Origin of the sequence: Mycolicibacterium psychrotolerans, from assembly GCF_010729305.1 — a bacterium.
In the GTDB taxonomy this organism is placed as follows: Bacteria; Actinomycetota; Actinomycetes; order Mycobacteriales; family Mycobacteriaceae; genus Mycobacterium; species Mycobacterium psychrotolerans.
In genome coordinates this window covers 952,149-971,553 of the sequence record NZ_AP022574.1, presented here as the reverse complement: position 1 = coordinate 971,553, position 19,405 = coordinate 952,149, and the positions used below count along the sequence as shown (strand labels likewise).

Here is a 19,405-nt window from a genome sequence, read left to right as displayed (position 1 = left end):
GTCCTACCGCTCGGCTGGGATGAGCAGGGTCTTGCCATGTAGGCGCCCGTTGTCGGAGGCATCGTGGACGGCTGCGGCCTGATCGAGAGGACGACGGTCGGCGATCTCGATGCGCAGTGTGCCGTCGTCGACGCGGCTGACCAACTCTGCGAGCTGCGCGGCGTCGCTGCGGACGAACACTCGCCGGGTCCGCACCCCGCGGGGCGGGTTCTCCGGTCCGAAGACCATGGTTCCGACGTGGAAGCCGCCATCGACGAGGACCCCGAGCAGAGAGTCGGTCTGCTCGTCGCTGGTGCTCACGAGATTGAGCACCACGTCGAAGGGGCCGCCGTCGACCTCGATCGGTGACTGCCCGTAATCGATGTAGTCGACGGTGCGGTCGGCTCCGAGTGCGCGCAGTCGCTCGGCATCGCGCTCCCCGGCGGTTGCGGTGACCACCGCGCCGGCCTGCTTGGCCAGCTGAACGCATAGCCGCCGACCGCGCCGGAGGCACCGTTGATCAGCACCGACTGCCCGCCGTTGAGGCCGGCGATCTCGAACAGCGCCTGCCAGGCCGTCAGAGCGGGCTCGGGCAGTGCCGCGGCGTCGGCCAGAGGCACCGAGGACGGCGCGGCGGCCAGCGATTCGGCCGGCACCTGCGCGTACTCGGCGGCGGCGCCGTCGGCGTCGAGCGGCAGGAATGCCACCACGGTATCGCCGACCGCCCAATCCTGCACGCCCTCAGCCACTTCGGCGATGGTGCCCGAGACGTCGACACCGGGGATGTGCGGGAAGCTGAAGTCGTACACCTGCGCCAGGAAGCCGCCGCGGATGCCCGCGTCCACCGGGTTGAACGTCGTCGCGGCGACCTTCACCACGACCTGTCGCGGGCCCGGCACGGGACGCGGAGCGTCCTCGTAGCGCAGGACGTCGCTGTCCCCGTACTCGTGATACCGCACTGCCTTCATGATGTCCTTCTCGGTCATTTGCTTCGATGTTGAAGCAGCTACGGTCGGTCCAGCTTGCTTCGCACTCGAAGCATTCCCCACGAGGCGTTGCGCCGTTGCTCACCACTGCGGACTCCGTTCCCGGCGTAGCCGTGGCGGCCGCACGGAATACCGCCAGGGCGGCGTGATGTTGCCCAGACCAACAGGGGACCGTCGCAGGAGGCTGGCATGCAGATCGGAATCATCGGAGCAGGGCACATCGGCGGCACGCTGACCCGTCGGCTGCGCGAGCTGGGGCACGACGTGAAGGTGTCGAACTCGCGCGCCCCTGAGACGCTGGCGGAACTGGCGGACGAGACCGGCGCCACCGCGGTCTGGGCCAAGGAGGCCGCCGCCGACACCGACCTCGTGATCGTGAGCATTCCGCAGAAGAACGTCCCAGACCTCGCCGACGGCATCGTCGATGCGCGTAAGCCGGGAGCTCCGGTGATCGAGACCAACAACTATTACCCGCAGCAGCGCGACGGCGAGATCGCCCCGATCGAGGACGGTCAGGTCGAAAGCGCTTGGGTGGCAGAGCAGATCGGGGCTCCGGTCTACAAGGTCTTCAACGGCATCTTCTGGAAGCACCTGCTCGAGAGAGGCAAGCCCAACGGTGCACCAGAACGCATCGCGCTCCCGATCGCCGGCGACGACGGCCCCGGCCGGGCACTGGTGCACGATCTGGTGGACCAGCTGGGGTTCGATCCGGTCGACGCGGGGCCGATCTCAGAATCGTGGCGGCAGCAGCCCGGCACCCCGGTCTACGGCAAGGACTTCCCCGCCGAGCGGACCCGCGAAGCGCTCGCCGAGGCGACGCCCTACCGCACTGCTGACTGGAGCGCGCGTACGGCGTGAGCGGCTCTACCCCTGCGGCACCTCGATGAGCGCAGCACGGCGCCCTCGGCGATGTCGATCTGACGAAATGCTCATCACTGATCACCGTCCCTCTAGACTGGGCGCGACGCGGAGGTGACAGTGAGTGATGGGCAGGCCCAGTCGCCCAACCGGCTGGAACGGCGCAAGCAGCGCACGCGTGCCGCGCTGATCCGGGCGGCACAGACGTTCATCGCCGACGGCCGGCTCAACGCGCCGATCCTGGAGATCACCCAAGCCGCCGACATCGGATTGGGGTCGTTCTACAACCATTTCGATTCCCGGGAAGAGCTGTTCGCGGCCGCGGTGGCAGAGGTGTTGGACTCTCAAGGCGAGCTGCTCGATCACTTGACCGCGCAGATCACCGACCCCGCTGAGAGATTCGCCTGCCGATACCGGCTGTGTGGGCGGTTCTTCCGGCGACAACCGCAGGAGAGCCGCATCATGCTGTCCATCGGCCCGACGCTGCTGTCCTCCGACCGCGGCCTGGCTCCCCGCGCCAAGCGGGACATCATCGCCGCGGCCGAGGCCGGCCGGTTCACCGTCGACGATCCCGACGTCGCGCTCGCCGTAGCCGGTGGCGCGCTCCTGGGGTTGGGCCAGTTGCTCTTCGCGCAACCCGACCGCGACGACGCCCAGACCACCGACGACGTCGCCGCCCATGTGCTGCGCACGCTCGGCATGACCAGCAGACAGGTGCAGGCTCTGGTGTCGCGGCCGCTGCCCGATCTCCCGTTCATCGATCCCTAGAGTGAGCCTCATGTCGGCCGACCAACAGATGCGCATCGGGAGCCTGCACCGTTACCCCGTCAAGTCGATGCTCGGCGAGACGGTGGCGGTGCTCGATGTCGGCCACGGGGGTGCCGAGGGCGACCGTCGGTTGGCGTTGATCGACGAGGAGACCGGACGGGTGGCCAGCGCCAAACAGGCGCGACTGTGGCGGCGACTGCTGACGTGCTCGGCCCGCATCGACCAAGGGCGAGTGCGGGTCCGGCTGCCTGATGGCACCGAGGTGACACCCGACGACGCTGCCTTCGAGCGGGCGCTGTCCACCCTACTGGCGCGACCCGTGCGGTTGGCCACCCGGCGTCAGCCCGGGGCGAGCGTGGAACGCGCCGACCCGGAGCAGGTGCTCGCCCGGGGCCTCGACGCCGAGGTGGATGCGCCGCTGCTCGAGTTGGCCGAGGCGACGCCGGGCGAGTCCTTCGTCGATCTCGCTCCCCTGCATGTGATCACTGCCGCCACGCTCGCGCACATCGGCACCGAGGCACAGCGCTATCGACCCAACATCGTGATCGCCACGCCACCGGGGCATCCTCCGTACAGCGAGAATGACTGGGAAGAACAGGTTTTCACGGTCGGCTCGGTGCGGCTGAAAGGTATGGGTCCGACGCCGCGGTGCGTGATCCCCACCCTCGAACACGGCCCCCTGGATCGCGCGGCGCACGCGCTGCGCACACCTGCAGCGGAGAACCTCGTCGAATCCTTCGGGTTGGGTCGCCTGCCGTGCGCCGGCGCCTACTTCGACGTGGTCACCGAGGGCAGGATCGCTGTCGGCGATCGCTTCGCACCGGCCTCATGCCGCTGGGCTCGCCGCTTCAGCGGCATCCGCAGGAACTGCGGTGGTGGAACATCGTCGGCACCCGGATACGCCGCGGCGGGCCGTCCTCCTTGCGGATGCGACGCAGCAGCAGTTGGGCGGCGGTGGCTCCGATGGTCTCGACGTCCTGGCCGGCCGCGGTGAGCTTCGGATCGAACAGATCCGACCATTCGAAGTCGTCGTAGCACACGAACGCCACATCGCCGGGAATCGACAAGCCCAGGCTGCGAACGGCTTTGAGCGTGCCGATCGTCATCGCGTTGTTCATCGACACCAGAGCGGTGGGCCGGTTCGCGCTCGCCATCAGTGCGCGCACTTCACGTTCGGCCACGTCGGTACTGGACTCGCCCTCGACGACCAGGGCCGCATCCACACCGATCCCGCGATCGGTCAGCGCTGCCACGTATCCGTCGAAACGTTCGGTGGTTGAGGAGATTCCGGGGATGCCACGGACGACAGCGATCCGACGATGGCCGAGATCGAGCAGATGCTCGGTCAGCATCCGTGCCGACGTCGTGTTCTCCGGGGCCACCTGGTCGCAGTCCACATCCAGCATCCGGTCGATAAGGACGAGTGGGGTTCCGGTGCGGGCGATCCCGGGCAGCGTGGAGCGCTCCGATCCCGCCGCGGGCGCCACGATCATGCCGTCGACCTGCCGATCCAGCAGCGAGTCGGTGATCCGCTTCTCCGACTCCACGGCGTCGTGGGAGTCCCCGACGATCAGGACGTAACCGGCGTCGGACAGTGCCCGCTCGACGGCATGGACCAGGCTGCCGAAGTACGGGTTCGTCAGCGCCGAGATCGACAGTCCGACAGTATGTGTCCGGCCGGCCGCCAGCGACCGGGCCACGCCGTTGCGCCGGTACCCGGTCTCCGCGATGGCCGCCTCGACACGAACGCGGGTCGAGGCGTCGACCTTGCGGGTGCCGTTGAGCACGTGCGAGACGGTGGAGGCCGAGACGCCGGCGAGACGGGCGACGTCGCCCATGGTCGTCATGGCAGCCGCAGGATCCGGTCGGCGCGAGCCGCGGTCGACTCGATCAGTCGCGCGTTGCGCTCGTCGGACCCGAGCGCCCACCGCTTCGCGTCCTCCGGCGATTTGCCGTAGGACTCGTGGCGGCGCACCAGCCGCTGATGGCGGACGTCGGTGTCGGGCACCAGGAACCACACCTCGTCGAGGCAGGACCGCGCTGCGGGCCACCCGTCGGATTCCAGCAGCAGGTAGTTGCCCTCGGTGACCACCAGCGGCGTCGTCGGCCGAACCGGGATCGACGAACCGACCGGCTCCTCGATCTCGCGGCGGAACCGCGGCGCGTACACGACCGGGTCGTCGGGGCCTTGTGCCCGCAGCGTGGCGAGCAACCGCGCATACCCATCGTCGTCGAACGTGTCGTGGGCGCCCTTGCGGTCCCGCCGCCCCAGGTCGATCAACACCTCATTGGCCAGGTGGAAGCCGTCCATGGGGACCAGCACGGCCGCGTCCGGCCCCAGAGCGCCCACCAGTTGTTCGGCGACGGTGGACTTCCCGGCTCCCGGCGCGCCGGTGAGACCGAGGATCCGTCGCTGCCCGGGCACCACGAGCGCACCGGCCCACTCGACCAGCTGATCGAGCGTGGCGTCCTGGGCATCGCTGTCGATGCTCATCGGCCACCCGTCCCGGTCCGTAGGGTGGGGAGTTCCCGCAGCCATGCCCGCGGCCCGACGATCGAGCATCGCAGCGCCGCCACTCGAGCCGAACGTTCGATGCGCTCGACCACGCCGATCCGCTCGGAATAGAAGCAGTAGGCGCCGTGGAAGACGTCGCCGGCACCGAGGGTGTCGACCGCTCTCACCGCCGGCACCGCGACGGATCCGGACTGTCCGCCGGACCACCAATCGACTGGATCGGCGCCGTGGGTGGTGACCACGGTGCGGACACCGCTGCTGACGAGTGCGGTGGCCGTCGACCGCGGGCCGTCGGTGTCCGGCATCCGGAAGTCGTTGGAGCACACCATGTCCGTCGAGTACCCGATGAGGTCGTTCATCACCGGTTTCCATCGGCCTGCGTCGACGACCACAGGGACAGCCCGGGTCGCGGCGTGGCGGACGGCGGCAGCGGCGATCACCGGGTGGTGACCGTCGACGAGCAGCACGTCGGCTCCTTCGACGACATCCTCGAGGTCCGCCGGTGGCGCGGCGTCCGAGCCGACCGCGTCGAGGGACACCACGGAGCGATCCCCGGTGGACTCGACCACCGACACGGACGACACCGGCACCGGGCGGATGGCGCCCTGCGCGGCATCGACCACTTCCACACCGTGTGTCGTCAGGTCGGTCCGGATCAGCTCGGCGACCGGCTCGTCACCGAGCGCCGTCACCAGCGTCGCCGCTCCGCCGAGGGCGGCGAACGTGACCGCCGCGTTCGCGGCCGGCCCGCCTGCGGAAACGAATTGCGCCGTCGAGGTGATCTTCTGATTCACCGCGGGGGGTTCGGCGATGCGGTGGATCACGTCGAGCGTCGCCAATCCGACGAAGACACCGATCGGTCGTTTCTCAGAGCCCGGCGCGTTCCTCATCGGTCGGCTCCTCCGCACCGGTCATGAGCGCTACCACCTCGGACATCGAGCGCTTCTTCGGATCGACGACACCGGCGCGCTGGCCGAGCCGGTGGATGTGGATACGGTCGGCCACCTCGAACACGTGCGGCATGTCGTGGCTGATCAGCACGACCGGGATTCCGCGTGCGCGAATCGATTTGATCAGGTCGATGACCTGTCCCGACTCTCGGACCCCCAGGGCAGCGGTCGGTTCGTCCATGATGATCACGCCGCGGCCGAACGCCGCCGCGCGTGCCACCGCGACACCCTGGCGCTGTCCACCCGACAGCGTCTCCACCGTCTGGTTGACGTTCTTGATGCCGATCTTCAGATCAGCGAGGTGCTGTGCGGCGTCCTGCCGCATCCGGGGCATGTCCAGTCGACGGAAGATGCTGCCTGCGAACCCTTTCCGCCGCACTTCGCGTCCGAGGTACAGATTCGACGCGATGTCGAGCGCCGGCACCACCGCAAGGTCCTGATACACCGTCTCGATCCCGGCAGCTCTGGCGTCCCGGGTGTTCTTGAACGCCATCGCGGCGCCGTTCATCAGGATCTGGCCCGCGTCCGGAATGACCGCGCCGGCAAGGGCTTTGATCAGGCTGCTCTTCCCGGCTCCGTTGTCGCCGATGACCGCGAGCACCTCGCCGGCGCGGAGCTCGAAGTCGGCGCCGTTGATCGCCGTCACGTTGCCGTACTTCTTGACGAGCCCACGCGCTTCGAGAACAGGGGCGGCGCTCATCGTGATCTCCTGCGGGTGAACTGGTCCACGGCCACCGCCACGATCACCAGGATTCCGGTGGCGATGTTCTGGTAGAGGTTGTCGACCCCGGCCTGGGTGAGGCCGTTGCGCAGTACGCCGACGATCAGCGTTCCCACCAGGGTGCCGCCGACACCGCCCCGGCCACCGAACAGACTCGTCCCACCGATGACCACCGCGGTGATCGTCTCGAGATTGGCGTTCTGGTAGGCGTTCGGGTCGGCATTCGGGATGCGGCCGAGGGCGGCCCACGCCGCGATCGCGGCGATCACCCCTGTGGTGATGTACACCGACAGCAGCACCCGGCCCGACTTGATCCCCGACAGGTCTGAGGCCTGCGGGTTGCCGCCGACAGCGTAAATATGTCTGCCCCAAGCAGTTTGGGACAACGCGTACCACGTCACCAGGTAGACCAGCAGCATCGCGACCACGCCGAACGTCGTCGAGAACGACCCGATGCGGAAGGACGTGCCGAGGAACGTCAGCAGCCCCGGTTCCACGCGGTAGGTCTCGGACCCGGCGAGCAGCCGGGTCGCCGCCTGGATCGCGGTGAACGTGCCCAGCGTGACGATGAACGGGGGCAGTCGCAACATGGTGACCAGTCCGCCGTTGATCGCGCCGAAGACCACGCACACCAGCAGCGTCGAGCCCAGCGCCACAACGGGTCCCCCTGCGCCGGCACTCTGGGCCATCACGATGGTGCCGAAGACGGCCACCGCCCCGATCGACAGGTCGATCCCGGAGGTCAGGATGATCAGCGTCTGGCCCACGGCCAGGATGCCGACGACCACGGACTGTTGCAGGATCAGCGAGACGTTCTGGGGTTCGAGGAACGAATCCGAGACCGCGCTGAAGATGATGATCGCGATGACGAGTGCCACCAGTGGGCCGAGCAACGGTTCACGCAGCAGACTCTCCGCGGTGAACCGGCTCGACAGCGACGGCTTCGCCTGTGCGGGCGCGCCGGTGGTCATGACCCGGCTTTGCCCCAGCAGTTCTGTTCGCCCCAGGCGGTGTCTTTCGACGGGAGGCCGGGGACGGGCTTGTCCGTGATGAGCTCGGAGCCGGTGTCGTTGAATCCGCTGGGCTTGGTGCCGTCCTTGGCGAACTTGACGACGGCCTGCACCCCCAGCTCGGCCATCTTGGCGGGGAACTGCATCACCGTGGCGCCGATCTTGCCTGCCTTGACGTCCGCGACGCCCGTGCAGCTGCCGTCGATCGAGCCGATGGTGATCTGCCCGGCGCGATTGGCGGACTGGATCGCCTGATAGGCGCCGGCGGCGGCCGGCTCGTTGATGGTGTAGAGCGCGTTGATCTGCGGCGCGCGCTGCAGGATGTTCTCCATCGCGGTCTGCGCCTTGGTCTGGTCGCCGTTGGTGTTCTCCTGGGCGACGATCTCCGGCGAGCCGTTGGTGATGCCGAAGCCTTCGAGGAATCCGTCGTGCCTGAACGTGTCGACGGTGCCGCCCGGGGTGCCGTCCAGCATCACCACCTGGGGTGCGGCGTTGCCGATGGCCGCGCGGACCCACTTGCCCTGGCTGACGCCCGCCGCCTTGTTGTCGGTGGCGTAGGTGGCGTCGACCGCGTCCTCCGGGTCGGTCGCGGTGTCGAGGGCGATGACGACGACTCCTGCGTCGCGCGCCTTCTTGATGGCGTCGAGCACGCCGGTGGACGAGTTCGGCGTGATGAGGATGCCCTTGACGCCCTGGCCGACCATGTTCTCGATCGCGGTGACCTGACCCTCGTTGTCGCCGTCGAAAGCACCTGCGAGCGCCACCAACTGTGCGCCGTCCTTGTCGGCCTGGGCCTGGGCGGCCTCGCGCAGCTTCACGAAGTACGGGTTCGAATCGGTCTTGGTGATCAGCCCGACCTTGACCTCGTCCGAGCCCGATCCGCCGCACCCGGTCAGACCGAGAACCATCGAGCCGGCCATCAGGACTGCCCCGACCGCGAGCGTGGACCGGTTGCGTTTTCCGACCATGTGGACTCCTTTGTCCCCGGGCGACGCCGTCCGCGCCGCGGCTGTGCAGGAGCCTAGAGGCCAGGCAAGCGCTTGCGCATGCGCTTTCGCGAATTGGTTGGCAACACCCGCCCTGCTGGACTACCGTCGGATTCCTGACCACACGGGAGCGCACCCGCACGTGCGCTGAGAGGACGGCAACGGGCCGTCGACCGTAGAACCTGACCGGGTAATGCCGGCGTAGGGAGTGAAGATGAGTTCGCAATCCGTTCGTCCGGTGTACCGGTGGCGCGTGGTCGACATCGTGGTCGCCAGCGTGCTCGCCGTCGCCGCCGGGCTGGTGTTCGTCCTGTGGAACATCGCGTCAAACCCGATCGGCGCACCACTGAGCGCAGCGCTGCCCGGCCTCCAAGGCCTGGTCGGCGGAGGCTGGCTGTTCGCCGGTGTTCTCACCGCCCTGGTGATCCGGAAACCGGGGGCGGCGCTCTACGGCGAACTGGTCGCCGCCGTGGTGTCGGCGCTGGTCGGCAACCAGTGGGGCGTGCTCACCATCGAGTCGGGGCTGGTGCAGGGCCTGGCGGCCGAGGTGATCTTCGCCGCGTTCCTGTACCGGCGGTGGGGTCTGCCGGTCGCCGTGCTGGCCGGAGCCGCCGCAGGCCTGGCGATGGGGATCAACGATCTGATCCTGTGGTATCCCGGCTCGAGCGCGACCTTCTCGGCCATCTACGTCGTCTCCGGTATCGCGTCCGGTGCGGTCGTCGCGGGCGCTCTGTCGTGGTACGCGGTGCGGGGTCTGGCCAAGACCGGGGCACTGTCCCGCTTCGCGTCGGGCCGGGTCGTCGCGCCCGCCGACGCCCGGTCGTGACCGCGTCCCACCGACCGTCCGGCGGCGTCGCCGTCGCCGCCAGGGAGTGGCATTGGCGCCACGCCGGTCGCACCCGGTGGGCGCTGAGCGGGCTGGACCTCACCATCGAGCCCGGCGAGCGGGTCCTGCTGCTCGGGGCCAGCGGCTCGGGCAAGTCGACGCTGATGCAGGGGCTGGCCGGTCTGCTCGACAGCGACGAGGACGGCGACGAGTCGGGCGCCCTGCTGGTCGACGGTGTGGCGCCCGCGCAGCGCCGCAGCCGTATCGGCATGGTCCTGCAGAACCCGGATGCGCAGGTGATCCTCTCCCGCGTCGGCGACGATGTGGCTTTCGGCATGGAGAACTTCGCGGTCCCGCGCGAGGAGATCTGGCCGCGGGCACGACGGGCGCTTGCCGCGGTGGGCCTGGAACTCCCGGTGCACCACGACACCTCGCACCTGTCGGGCGGCCAGAAGCAGCGCCTCGCGCTGGCCGGCGTCCTGGCGATGGATCCCGGTCTGCTGTTGCTCGACGAGCCGACCGCCAACCTCGACCCCGCCGGTGTCGGCGAGGTCCGCGACGCGGTCGCATCCGCGGTCGAGCAGAGCGGCTCGACACTGATCGTCATCGAACACCGCACCGCGGTATGGCTTCCCGTCGTCGACCGGGTGATCGTGCTGGGCCGCGACGGACGGGTCGTGGCCGACGGCGCACCTGCCGATGTCATCGACCGGCAACGCGAGGATCTGCGGCGCGCCGGCGTGTGGGTACCCGGGCTGGCCTTGCCGGTGCTCACCCGCGACCGCGCGGCGGGCACGCCTCTGCTGCGGGCCGCCGACCTGTCCGTCGGCTACCCGTCGGGCCCGCCATCGGCGGGTCTGGATTTCGAGATCGCCCGGGGCACAACGACAGTCGTTACCGGACCGAACGGGGCGGGCAAGTCGGCACTGGCGCTGACCGTCGGCGGGCTGCTGCCGCCGCGCGGTGGGCGCTTGGAAGCGGAGCGTGACTTCGCACCGTCGGCGCATCGCCGCGAGCCGGTGCGGTGGCGGTCGCGGGAGTTGCTCACTCGCATCGGCAGTGTCTTCCAGAACCCGGAGCACCAGTTCCTCACCGGCAGCGTGCGGGACGAACTCGCCCTCGGCCCCCGCGCGCTGAGACGAGACGGCGCGACCGTCGCCGCTGTGTGCGACGAGCTGTTGGATCGCTTACACCTGACACATCTGGCACAGGCCAACCCCTACACCCTGTCCGGCGGCGAACAACGTCGGCTCTCGGTGGCGACGGTGCTCGCGACCCGGCCCGACATGATCATCCTCGACGAGCCCACCTTCGGCCAGGATCGCATCACGTGGGAGGAACTGCTGCGTCTGCTCGCCGACATCGCCGATCAGGGCACCGCCGTGGTGGCCGTCACGCATGACGCCGACTTCGCCGCGCTGCTCGCCGATCAGCACATCGACCTGCACCACTCGGCGTCGGACGCCGTGGCGGTCCCGCGGTGAGCACCGTCGTCGACGCACCGGCGCTTCCCGGCGCGCAGATCAATCCCGTCGCGAAGCTGTCGGCGGCGTTCATCATCGCCGTCGGCCTGGTGCTCAGTGTTGACTGGGTGTCGGCGTCGACCGCTCTGGTCCTCGAGGTGATTCTTCTCGCGGCGATGCGAGTTCCGTTGGGGTCCTTGCGCAACCGCGGCGCCATCCTGGTGTTCGCCGCCGCGCTGACGGCGGTGACCATCGTGCTCTACGGGGAGCCCAGCGGCGTCGTGCACTGGCACTTCCTGCTCATCACCGTCAGCGACGGTTCCATCACGCTGGCGCTGGCAACCTTCCTGCGGGTGTTGGCGATCGCGCTGCCCGCGGTGTTCCTGTTCATCGACACCGATCCGACCGAGCTTGCCGACGGTCTGGGGCAGGTGCTGCGGCTACCGGCCCGATTCGTGCTCGGCGCGCTGGCCGGGGTACGCATGACCGAGCTGCTCGGCCAGGACTGGCGCTACCTCGGATACGCCCGTCGCGCACGCGGTGTCGCCGACCATGCCCGCGTCCGGCGGGCAGCGGGGCAGGCGTTCGCGCTGCTGGTCTTCGCGGTGCGGCGCGGATCGATGCTCGCCACGGCGATGGAGGCGCGCGGGTTCGGCGCCCATCCCACGCGTACCTGGGCACGGCCGTCCCCCTTCGGCCGGCGAGAGATCGCCTTGATCGCCTCGGGTTTCGTCATCGTCGCGGTGGCGATCACGACGTCGGTCGCCACGGGCCACTGGAACTTCATTGGAAGTCGCTGACCTCGCGCGGCGCCTGGCCGACAGCGGTGCCCGGACCGTCCTGATCGACGGGCGGTCCGGCTCGGGCAAGACCACCCTGGCCCAGGAGCTGCACCGGGTGTGGGACGCCAGCGTGGTGGTCCGGCTCGACGACATCTACCCGGGCTGGGACGGCCTGGCGTGGGCGGTCGACCACATCCACACCGAGTTGCTTGCGCCGCGCTCGATGGGCCGGGCCGGCCGATGGCGTGGGTGGGATTGGACGACGAACGCCCCCGCGGACCGGCATGTGGTCGAGTCGCGACAGCGGCTCATCGTCGAGGGCGTGGGCGCGCTGACCGCGGCCAACCGCGCCCTGGCCGACCTCGGCATCTGGGTGGACACCGCCGACGACGAGCGCAAACGGCGAGCGCTGCAGCGGGACGGGGAGAACTACCGGCCGCACTGGGAGCGCTGGGCCGCCCAGGAGGTGCAGTACATGCAGACGTATCGACCGATGGCTCAGGCCGATTGGATCGTGACGGAGAAGCCGGGAGGACGGATCTGGACACTGCGCCACAGCTGAGCCGCGATGTCCGTCCTGACGTCTACCATTTGGCGGCACACCCATGACCGAAAGGGACGCGCAGTGAGTTACACCGCCGCCGACATCACCGAGCTCGACGATGTCCAGCACACACGCCTGCGGCCGGCGGTCAATCTCGGTCTCGACGTGCTCAACACCGCGCTGCGCGAGATCGTCGACAATGCGATCGAGGAGGTCGCCGACCCCAGCCACGGTGGCACCACCGTGACGATCACGTTGCACTCCGACGGGTCCGTCAGCGTCGCCGACGACGGCCGCGGCCTTCCCGTCGACACCGACCCGGTGAACGGGAAGAACGGCATCGTCAAGACGCTCGGCACCGCACGGGCGGGCGGCAAGTTCTCCGCCCACTCCGACGCTGCCAGTACCGGCGCCGGCCTGAACGGGATCGGCGCGGCGGCCGCGGTGTTCATCTCCGCGCGCACCGACGTGACCGTGCGCCGGGCCGGGAAGACCTACCTGCAGAGCTTCGGCGGCGGTTACCCCGGCGTGTTCGAGGGCAAGGACTTCGACCCCGATGCCCCGTTCACCCGGGCCGACACGCAGAAGCTGCGCGGCTCGGGCAACCGCAAGCCCGATGCCCACGGCACCACGGTGCGCATCCTGTTCGACCCCGCCGTCGTGCCGGACAGCAGCGTGGACATCAACGAGGTGCTGCTGCGGGCGCACGCTGCGTCCCGGATGTCGCCCGGGGTCCACCTGACCGTCATCGACGAGGGCTGGCCGGGTGACGAGGTCAGGCCCGAGTTGCTCGAGGCCTTCCGCGGCCCGTGGGGCACCGACACCCTTCTCGACCTCATGTGTGCCGCCGCGGGCACTCCCGTGCCCGGCGTGCGGGCAGTGGTCGAGGGCCGCGGCGAGTACACCACCGGGCGCGGTCCGACGCCGTTCCGGTGGTCCTTGACCGCCGGACCCGCCGAGCCGGCGACCGTCGCCGCGTTCTGCAACACCGTGCGCACCCCCGGCGGCGGATCTCACCTGACCGCCGCGGTGAAGGGGCTGTCCGAGGCGCTGGCCGATCGCGCGTCCCGCATCCGTGACCTGGGCCTGGCCAAGGGCGAAGACGGGCCGGAGGCACAGGATTTCGCCGCGGTGACCGCGCTGGCCGTGGACACTCGGGCACCCGATGTGTCGTGGGACTCCCAGGCCAAGACTGCGGTGTCCTCGCGCTCGCTGAACGTGGCGATGGCTCCGGATGTGGCGCGCAGCGTCACCATCTGGGCGGCCAACCCCGGTAACGCAGACGCCGTGTCGCTGTGGACGAAGTTGGCTCTGGAGTCAGCCCGGGCGCGGCGCAGCGCCGAGGGCGCCAAGGCCAGGTCCCGGGCGGCGTCGAAAGCCAAGGGCCTGGGGACCAACCTGTCGCTGCCGCCGAAGCTGCTCCCCAGCCGCGAGACCGGGCGCGGGTCGGGCGCCGAGTTGTTCCTGTGCGAGGGCGATTCGGCATTGGGCACGATCAAGGCGGCGCGCGACGCCACGTTCCAGGCGGCGTTCCCGCTGAAAGGCAAGCCGCCCAACGTCTATGGATTCACCGTGAACAAAGCGCGCGTCAAGGACGAATTCGATTCGATCGAGCGCATCCTGGGCTGCGGGGTCCGCGACAACTGCGACCCCGAGTCGTGTCGTTACGACCGGATCCTGTTCGCCTCCGACGCCGACCCCGACGGCGGCAACATCAACTCCAGTCTCATCTCGATGTTCCTGGACTTCTACCGGCCGCTCGTCAAAGCGGGCATGGTCTACGTGACGTTGCCGCCGCTGTTCGTGGTCAAGGACGGCCAGCAGCGGATCTACTGCCAGGACGAGTCCGAGCGCGACGCCGCGGTCGCCCAGCTGAAGGCCACCTCCAAACGCAAGGTGGAGGTCCAGCGCAACAAGGGTCTCGGCGAGATGGATGCCGACGATTTCTGGAACACGGTGCTGGATCCGCAGCGCCGCACGGTCATTCGCGTCCATCTCGACGACGGCGACCCGAAACTGCACCACACCCTGTTCGGTGGGCCGCCCGAGGGTAGGCGTACATGGATGGCCGAGGTGGCCGCCCGTGTCGACACCGCCGCTCTGGACCTGACGTAGGAGAATCCGTGACCGCCACCCTGGACGTTCCCGAGCAGAACCCAGACCTGGTGCTCGACCAGAGCGCCGACGACTACTGGAACCACTACCAGCTGACCTTCGCGCTCTACAGCGTCAGCGACCGCGCCATCCCGTCCGCGTTCGACGGTCTCAAGCCCGGTCAACGGCGGTTGCTCTACCAGATGCACGACTCGAGACTGCTGCCCGGAAACAAGCCGCAGAAGTCCTCGAAGGTCTGCTCTGCGGTCACCGGAAATCTGCACCCGCACGGCGGTGCGTCCATGTACGGTGCCGCAGCGTTGATGGCCGCAGAGTTCCAGCGCGTGAAGGTCATCGACGGGCAGGGCGCCTTCCCCCGGATCCAGGGCGACATCCCGGCAGCCGATCGCTACACCGAGATGCGGTTGTCGGCGCCCGGCGCGGCACTGACCGCCGAGCTCAACGACCATGCGGTGCCGATGGTCTCGACGTTCGACGGTGAGTGGATCGAGCCGACCGTGCTGCCCGCGCAGTGGCCGGTGCTGCTCTGCAACGGCGCGGTCGGCATCGCCGAAGGATGGGCCACCAAGGTACCTGCCCACAATCCGCGGGAGATCATGGCCGCCTGCCGGGCGCTGCTGAAGACCCCGAACATGACCGACGACCGATTGCTCAAGCTGATTCCCGGTCCCGACTGGGGGTGCGGCGCCACCGTGGTCGGCACCGCCGGACTGCGCGAGTACATCACCACCGGCCGCGGCGCGTTCACCGTGCGGGGCACGGTCTCGGTCGACGGCAAGAACTGCATCATCACCGAGCTCCCGCCCGGCGTCGCGAGCAACACTGTGCAGGAACGGATCCGGGCTCTGGTCGAGTCCGGCGAGATGCCGGGCGTAGCCGACATGTCCGACCTCACCGACCGGCGCAACGGACTGCGGATCGTCGTCACCGCCAAGCGCGGACACGATGCCGAGACCATCCGGGAGCAGCTGCTGGCCTTGACCCCGCTGGAGTCCACGTTCGCCGCCAGCCTGGTCGCATTGGACGAGGATCGGGTGCCGCGGTGGTGGTCGGTGCGCGAACTGATCGCCGCGTTCCTGCACCTACGGGACTCGGTGGTACTGCGCCGCAGCGAGTATCGCCTGGAGAAGGTCACCGCGCGGCGTCACCTGGTGGCGGGCCTGATGACCATCCACCTGGACATCGACGCCGCCGTCGCGGTGATCCGAGGATCCGACACCGTCGATGACGCCCGCCGGGGCTTGCAGGAACGGTTCGGCATCGACACCGAACAAGCCGATTACGTTCTGGCGCTGCAGCTTCGCCGTCTGACAAAGCTCGACGTCATCGAGCTGCAGGCCGAAGCCGAGAAGCTGGACGCCGAGTTCGCCGAACTCACCGAATTGGTGTCGAACCCTGATGCGCGCCGAAAGGTGATCGACCAGGAACTGGTGGAGACCGCCAAGCTGTTCAAGGGCGCGGAGTTCGACCGTCGCACCGTGCTGGACTTCGAGGCGACGCCGACGGTGTCGGGCTCCGACGAGGACGGCGCCCGTGAGCGCAAGACCAACCCCGCGTGGCGCCTCGACGACCGAGGGGTGTTCTCCGACAGCCACGGCGACCTGCTCACCTCCGGTCTGGGCTGGGCGGTCTGGACCGACGGCCGGGTGAAGTTCACCAACGGCAACGGCCTGCCGTTCAAGATCCGCGATATCCCGGTGGCACCCGACATCACGGGACTGGTCCGGTCGGGGGTCCTCGCACCCGGGTCCCATCTGGCGTTGGTGACACGACGCGGCAAGGTGCTGCGGATCGATCCGGCGGCGGTGAACCCCCAGGGCGCGGCCGGCAACGGCGTGGCCGGCGTCAAGCTGGCCGGAGACGACGACGAGGTGATCGCCGCGCTGCCGCTGACGTGCGGGAATGGTGAAGCGATCCTGTCGATCTCCGGGAAGGCCTGGAAGGTCACCGAGGTCGCGGACATCCCCGTCAAGGGCCGCGGCGGCGCCGGTGTCGGATTCCACCCGTTCGTCGCCGGTGAGGACGCGCTGTTGGCGGCGGCGGTCTCGGCGACCGGGTACGTGCGCGGCACGAAGGCCGTGCGGGCGGAGAAGCGCTCGAAGGCTTCGTCCAAGGGTTCCGGCGCGGACGTGACGCCGGCTGGGTAGGCGCGGCGGCGGCCGACAACTCATTCACGGCGGGCCTACCCGCAGTTCAGCGCCTGGGTGCGAAATGAAGTCAACAAGTGGGCCTACGTCCCACGCGGATGCCCTCCCCGGCGAGAAAGGCACGGGCACGACCCAATTGGCGGTCGGTCGAGAATGCGTGCCACTGTTGGGCGAAACCCTCCTCGTGGACGATGTCGCGGAACCGGCGGAAGGCGCCCTTTCCCTCGATCGACCGTTCCAGCCGAACCCGTAGTGCCACATCGTGATTCCGCGCGGCGAAAGCCGCCATGTCATCCCAGCCGTCTCGCGAGCCGACGCTGTCGAACCGTAGCCAACGGTGTGGTTCCTCTTCGACGTCTATGGCGGCATCCTCGCCCACCATCGCGGGATCGGTGCTGCTGTCGCCGTAGACGTCGCCGGTCTGCAGGTCGAGGTAGCCGCCGCTCGAAAGGTCGAAGTCCCCTTCCAGTGTGATAGCGAGCATCTCGAGGTCGGCCGGCACCACCCGTCCGGCGAGCGGTTCTTCGCGCAGACACGCAAGCAGATCCTCAGCCAACACGTCGTCACCCGGGCCGGCGCGCAGCGTCAGTCGATTGATGATCGAGAGCGCCACCGGCTTGGCACTCTCCTGTTGCTGTTCCAGTGCCGTGAGTAGGGCGGCGCCTACCAGTTGCAGCACGTCGTCGACGTCACGTCCTTCCACTGCCGTGAGGACACGCGCTGCGTCTCCTGCTCCGACAGCAGCGCGCAGTTCGCTCAGATCGATCGGAGCCTGGTTCGGTCCGGGCCATGCGTGCAGCAGCATCGGATGCGGTCGGCCGGGCCTGCTCGGAATCTCGCTGTGCCCATCATCGTCGGCCCACCGGCGCCCGTACTGGTCAGGGATGCTGCCCCACCCCCAGTAGGGCAGTGGCTTCTTGGGCGTGATTCCCAGCGTGTCCACGGGGTCGACCTTGCCGTCGCCGACCACGCAGCGGTGGGTCCACTCGTCACCCAGGTCGAAGACGAATTGAAACTCCGTGCCGGCAGTGACGTTTCGAGCGACCTTGGCCGACTCGATGTCCACTGTCTGCGCGACCGGCCCGACGCCCCACGAGGCGATCTCGGCCCCCGTCTCCGCGTCGGTGACCACTCGTCCATCAGCAAGGGTGAACATCGACAGGTGCGACCTGTCCCACCTGGCGAAGGCGTCGTTGATGGCGTTCGCGAGGTCGATGAAGGTGTGCGACGGGCCGACGACGAACACGCGGCCGGGCCACGGCCACAGTTCCTCGCCGCGGCCCCCAAGCAGCTCGACCGTCACCGACAACCACGTTCGCGCCATTGTCCGAGGATCGCATGTTCGCCGCGGATTCGGGCGCCGTCGGGCGTGGTCGTCCTGTATGGCCGGGCATCAGCCCGCGATCGCGTCTCGGATGTCGAGGACCGCCGTGTCCGCCGCCGCGCGCCCGGCACCCGTACCGACGGCGTCGTAACCCACCAGAGGGCACGCGACGGTACTGGGGAACAACCGGGCGAATGCTTCGTCCGCCGCGCGGTTGCGCGCCGCCAGGACGGGCAGCAGCCGATCGTCGCGTCGAAATTCCTCGGTCACCGACGAACTCGCATCACCGAGCCGTTCGCCGATACGGCTGGCGTAGGCGACCAGAAAGGAGAGCCGGAACGACTTGGTGCGCGTCTGGCCCCGGACCGCATGCCGACGTCCGGCCAGCAGCATCGCCCGACTCGCCTGCACCAGTAGCGACGTACTGAGCAGCCCGACCAGATCCAGGTCGGTTTCCGCGCCGACAACGACGACGCAACCCAAATTCTTGATCCATACCGTCCGGCACCGATTGGCCTGGGCGACTGCCTGTACGACGCCCACCTTCGCTGCCACGTAGGGGTTCTCGATCCAGATTCGGCGTGACGTGGCGATCGATTTCCGCCCGCGGTCGTGATCGATAACCGCCTCCTGCAAGGAGTACCGCGCCATGAGTGCCTGTGCCTTGGCCGACAGCGCCTCGGCCTCGTCGGGGTACTCGGTGGCCTCAGCCTTGGCGAGGAGTGCGCGTACCCGTGCGAGCATCTTCTCGTCGACCTCGTCGACCCCGGCGACCACCGCGGGTGCATGGCGGTGCGCACCGGGCAGCGGAAGCAGCGCCGCGATCGCGGGAAGTCGGTCCAGCAGGTGCAGTACGGACAGGACGACGGTCACCGCGGTGCGCTCGTCGACAGATTGCGCAACAGCCCAACGCCACATCTGCGGTTCTGCCCCCGCCGGCCCAACTGTCGCTGAGATGTCCGCCAGCTGCGCGCGCCACTGTGGGTGCAGCGCCGCTGCCGCATACTGCCGAGATTGGAGCACGATGGCTTCGTCGAGGTAGCGCACGGTTGCGCCGTCCGCCCTGCGGCGCGCGACCTCGTGCAGGTCCGTCGGCGACCATCCGCGCTCCCACGCCGCCCGGATGGCCTCGTGCACAACAAGGCCGGCCGTGACGTCAAGTTCGCGCTCGTAGCCGCGAGACTTCTCCAAGACTTCACTCGCGCGCCACGGTGAGGGGGTGCCGGCAGCGGTACGCCAGGCCACGATCAGGCGTTCGAGAAGCTGCGTCCGATCCTGCTCAGGGTCAGGCCGTCTGCGTTCGCGTTCGGTGGCCGACCGACGCCGTTGCTTCTGTTTGGCCGTCCGCCGCTCGCGGTTGCGCTTGCCCATGTCGGCAAGTCTGGCGCGAGGGTCCGACAATCGGTCGGCGGCGCGTGCCACCAGGGTGCG

General features: G+C 68.9%; 16 protein-coding genes, 2 pseudogenes and 1 riboswitch. Of the genes and pseudogenes, 9 read left to right on the top strand and 9 right to left on the bottom strand.

What is annotated here, in order from left to right; all coding sequences use genetic code 11:
- Positions 1–3: 3 nt before the first annotated feature.
- A pseudogene (locus tag G6N45_RS04790) lies at positions 4–947 on the bottom strand (NADP-dependent oxidoreductase).
- Positions 948–1,094: 147 nt separating this feature from the next.
- On the opposite strand from G6N45_RS04790, the gene G6N45_RS04785 reads away from it, so the two are divergent.
- The 3 genes and pseudogenes from G6N45_RS04785 to G6N45_RS04775 all read left to right on the top strand — a co-directional run.
- The gene (locus tag G6N45_RS04785) at positions 1,095–1,823 is read left to right on the top strand and encodes an NADPH-dependent F420 reductase (protein ID WP_264059564.1); all 729 of its coding nucleotides are present in this window, start codon (positions 1,095–1,097) and stop codon (positions 1,821–1,823) included.
- Between the two features lie 120 nt (positions 1,824–1,943).
- Entirely contained in the window at positions 1,944–2,591 is a 648-nt protein-coding gene (locus G6N45_RS04780; protein ID WP_163720627.1) for a TetR/AcrR family transcriptional regulator, read from the top strand.
- Between the two features lie 10 nt (positions 2,592–2,601).
- Positions 2,602–3,402 (top strand): annotated as a pseudogene (locus G6N45_RS04775) (MOSC domain-containing protein); the annotation flags it as partial.
- Positions 3,403–3,439: 37 nt separating this feature from the next.
- Here the strand turns inward: G6N45_RS04775 and G6N45_RS04770 are convergent.
- The 6 genes from G6N45_RS04770 to G6N45_RS04745 are packed head-to-tail and all read right to left on the bottom strand — an operon-like array spanning position 3,440 to position 8,755.
- Positions 3,440–4,438 (bottom strand): LacI family DNA-binding transcriptional regulator, encoded by a 999-nt coding sequence (locus tag G6N45_RS04770; RefSeq protein WP_163720626.1) that lies wholly within the window; start codon positions 4,436–4,438, stop codon positions 3,440–3,442.
- Positions 4,435–5,085 (bottom strand): nucleoside/nucleotide kinase family protein, encoded by a 651-nt coding sequence (locus G6N45_RS04765; RefSeq protein ID WP_163720625.1) that lies wholly within the window; start codon positions 5,083–5,085, stop codon positions 4,435–4,437. The genes G6N45_RS04770 and G6N45_RS04765 overlap by 4 nt, the downstream gene beginning before the upstream one ends.
- On the bottom strand, positions 5,082–5,996 hold the full coding sequence (locus tag G6N45_RS04760; RefSeq protein ID WP_163720624.1) for a PfkB family carbohydrate kinase: 915 nt from the start codon (positions 5,994–5,996) through the stop codon (positions 5,082–5,084). Before G6N45_RS04760 ends, G6N45_RS04765 begins: the two co-directional genes overlap by 4 nt.
- Positions 5,974–6,756 carry an ATP-binding cassette domain-containing protein gene (locus G6N45_RS04755; protein ID WP_179965273.1) on the bottom strand — a complete coding sequence of 261 codons (783 nt, stop codon included), beginning with the start codon at positions 6,754–6,756 and terminating at the stop codon, positions 5,974–5,976. The genes G6N45_RS04760 and G6N45_RS04755 overlap by 23 nt, the downstream gene beginning before the upstream one ends.
- Positions 6,753–7,748: an ABC transporter permease gene (locus G6N45_RS04750; RefSeq protein ID WP_179965272.1), complete on the bottom strand. Its 996-nt coding sequence runs from the start codon at positions 7,746–7,748 to the stop codon at positions 6,753–6,755. The genes G6N45_RS04755 and G6N45_RS04750 overlap by 4 nt, the downstream gene beginning before the upstream one ends.
- The gene (locus G6N45_RS04745) at positions 7,745–8,755 is read right to left on the bottom strand and encodes a substrate-binding domain-containing protein (RefSeq protein WP_163720623.1); all 1,011 of its coding nucleotides are present in this window, start codon (positions 8,753–8,755) and stop codon (positions 7,745–7,747) included. The genes G6N45_RS04750 and G6N45_RS04745 overlap by 4 nt, the downstream gene beginning before the upstream one ends.
- A gap of 132 nt (positions 8,756–8,887) precedes the next feature.
- Positions 8,888–8,998: riboswitch (TPP riboswitch) on the top strand.
- Here G6N45_RS04745 and G6N45_RS04740 point away from each other — a divergent pair.
- The 6 genes from G6N45_RS04740 to G6N45_RS04715 all read left to right on the top strand — a co-directional run bounded on the left by G6N45_RS04740 (position 8,988) and on the right by G6N45_RS04715 (position 16,650).
- Positions 8,988–9,599 carry an ECF transporter S component gene (locus G6N45_RS04740; protein WP_163720622.1) on the top strand — a complete coding sequence of 204 codons (612 nt, stop codon included), beginning with the start codon at positions 8,988–8,990 and terminating at the stop codon, positions 9,597–9,599. It overlaps the preceding riboswitch by 11 nt.
- Positions 9,596–11,083 (top strand): ABC transporter ATP-binding protein, encoded by a 1,488-nt coding sequence (locus G6N45_RS04735; RefSeq protein WP_163720621.1) that lies wholly within the window; start codon positions 9,596–9,598, stop codon positions 11,081–11,083. The genes G6N45_RS04740 and G6N45_RS04735 overlap by 4 nt, the downstream gene beginning before the upstream one ends.
- Positions 11,080–11,862, top strand: coding sequence for an energy-coupling factor transporter transmembrane component T family protein (locus G6N45_RS04730; RefSeq protein WP_163720620.1), 783 nt, complete (start codon positions 11,080–11,082; stop codon positions 11,860–11,862). Before G6N45_RS04735 ends, G6N45_RS04730 begins: the two co-directional genes overlap by 4 nt.
- A complete protein-coding gene (locus G6N45_RS04725; protein ID WP_163720619.1) occupies positions 11,849–12,406 on the top strand; it encodes a nucleoside/nucleotide kinase family protein in 558 nt (185 codons plus the stop codon). The genes G6N45_RS04730 and G6N45_RS04725 overlap by 14 nt, the downstream gene beginning before the upstream one ends.
- A 63-nt stretch (positions 12,407–12,469) precedes the next feature.
- Positions 12,470–14,503 carry a toprim domain-containing protein gene (locus G6N45_RS04720; protein ID WP_163720618.1) on the top strand — a complete coding sequence of 678 codons (2,034 nt, stop codon included), beginning with the start codon at positions 12,470–12,472 and terminating at the stop codon, positions 14,501–14,503.
- An 8-nt stretch (positions 14,504–14,511) separates the two neighbouring features.
- Positions 14,512–16,650: a DNA gyrase subunit A gene (locus G6N45_RS04715; protein WP_163720617.1), complete on the top strand. Its 2,139-nt coding sequence runs from the start codon at positions 14,512–14,514 to the stop codon at positions 16,648–16,650.
- Between the two features lie 70 nt (positions 16,651–16,720).
- On the opposite strand, the gene G6N45_RS04710 is transcribed toward G6N45_RS04715, so the two are convergent.
- On the bottom strand, positions 16,721–17,974 hold the full coding sequence (locus tag G6N45_RS04710; RefSeq protein WP_163720616.1) for a hypothetical protein: 1,254 nt from the start codon (positions 17,972–17,974) through the stop codon (positions 16,721–16,723).
- Between the two features lie 69 nt (positions 17,975–18,043).
- On the bottom strand, positions 18,044–19,345 hold the full coding sequence (locus tag G6N45_RS04705; protein WP_179965271.1) for a DUF2786 domain-containing protein: 1,302 nt from the start codon (positions 19,343–19,345) through the stop codon (positions 18,044–18,046).
- Positions 19,346–19,405 lie beyond the last annotated feature (60 nt).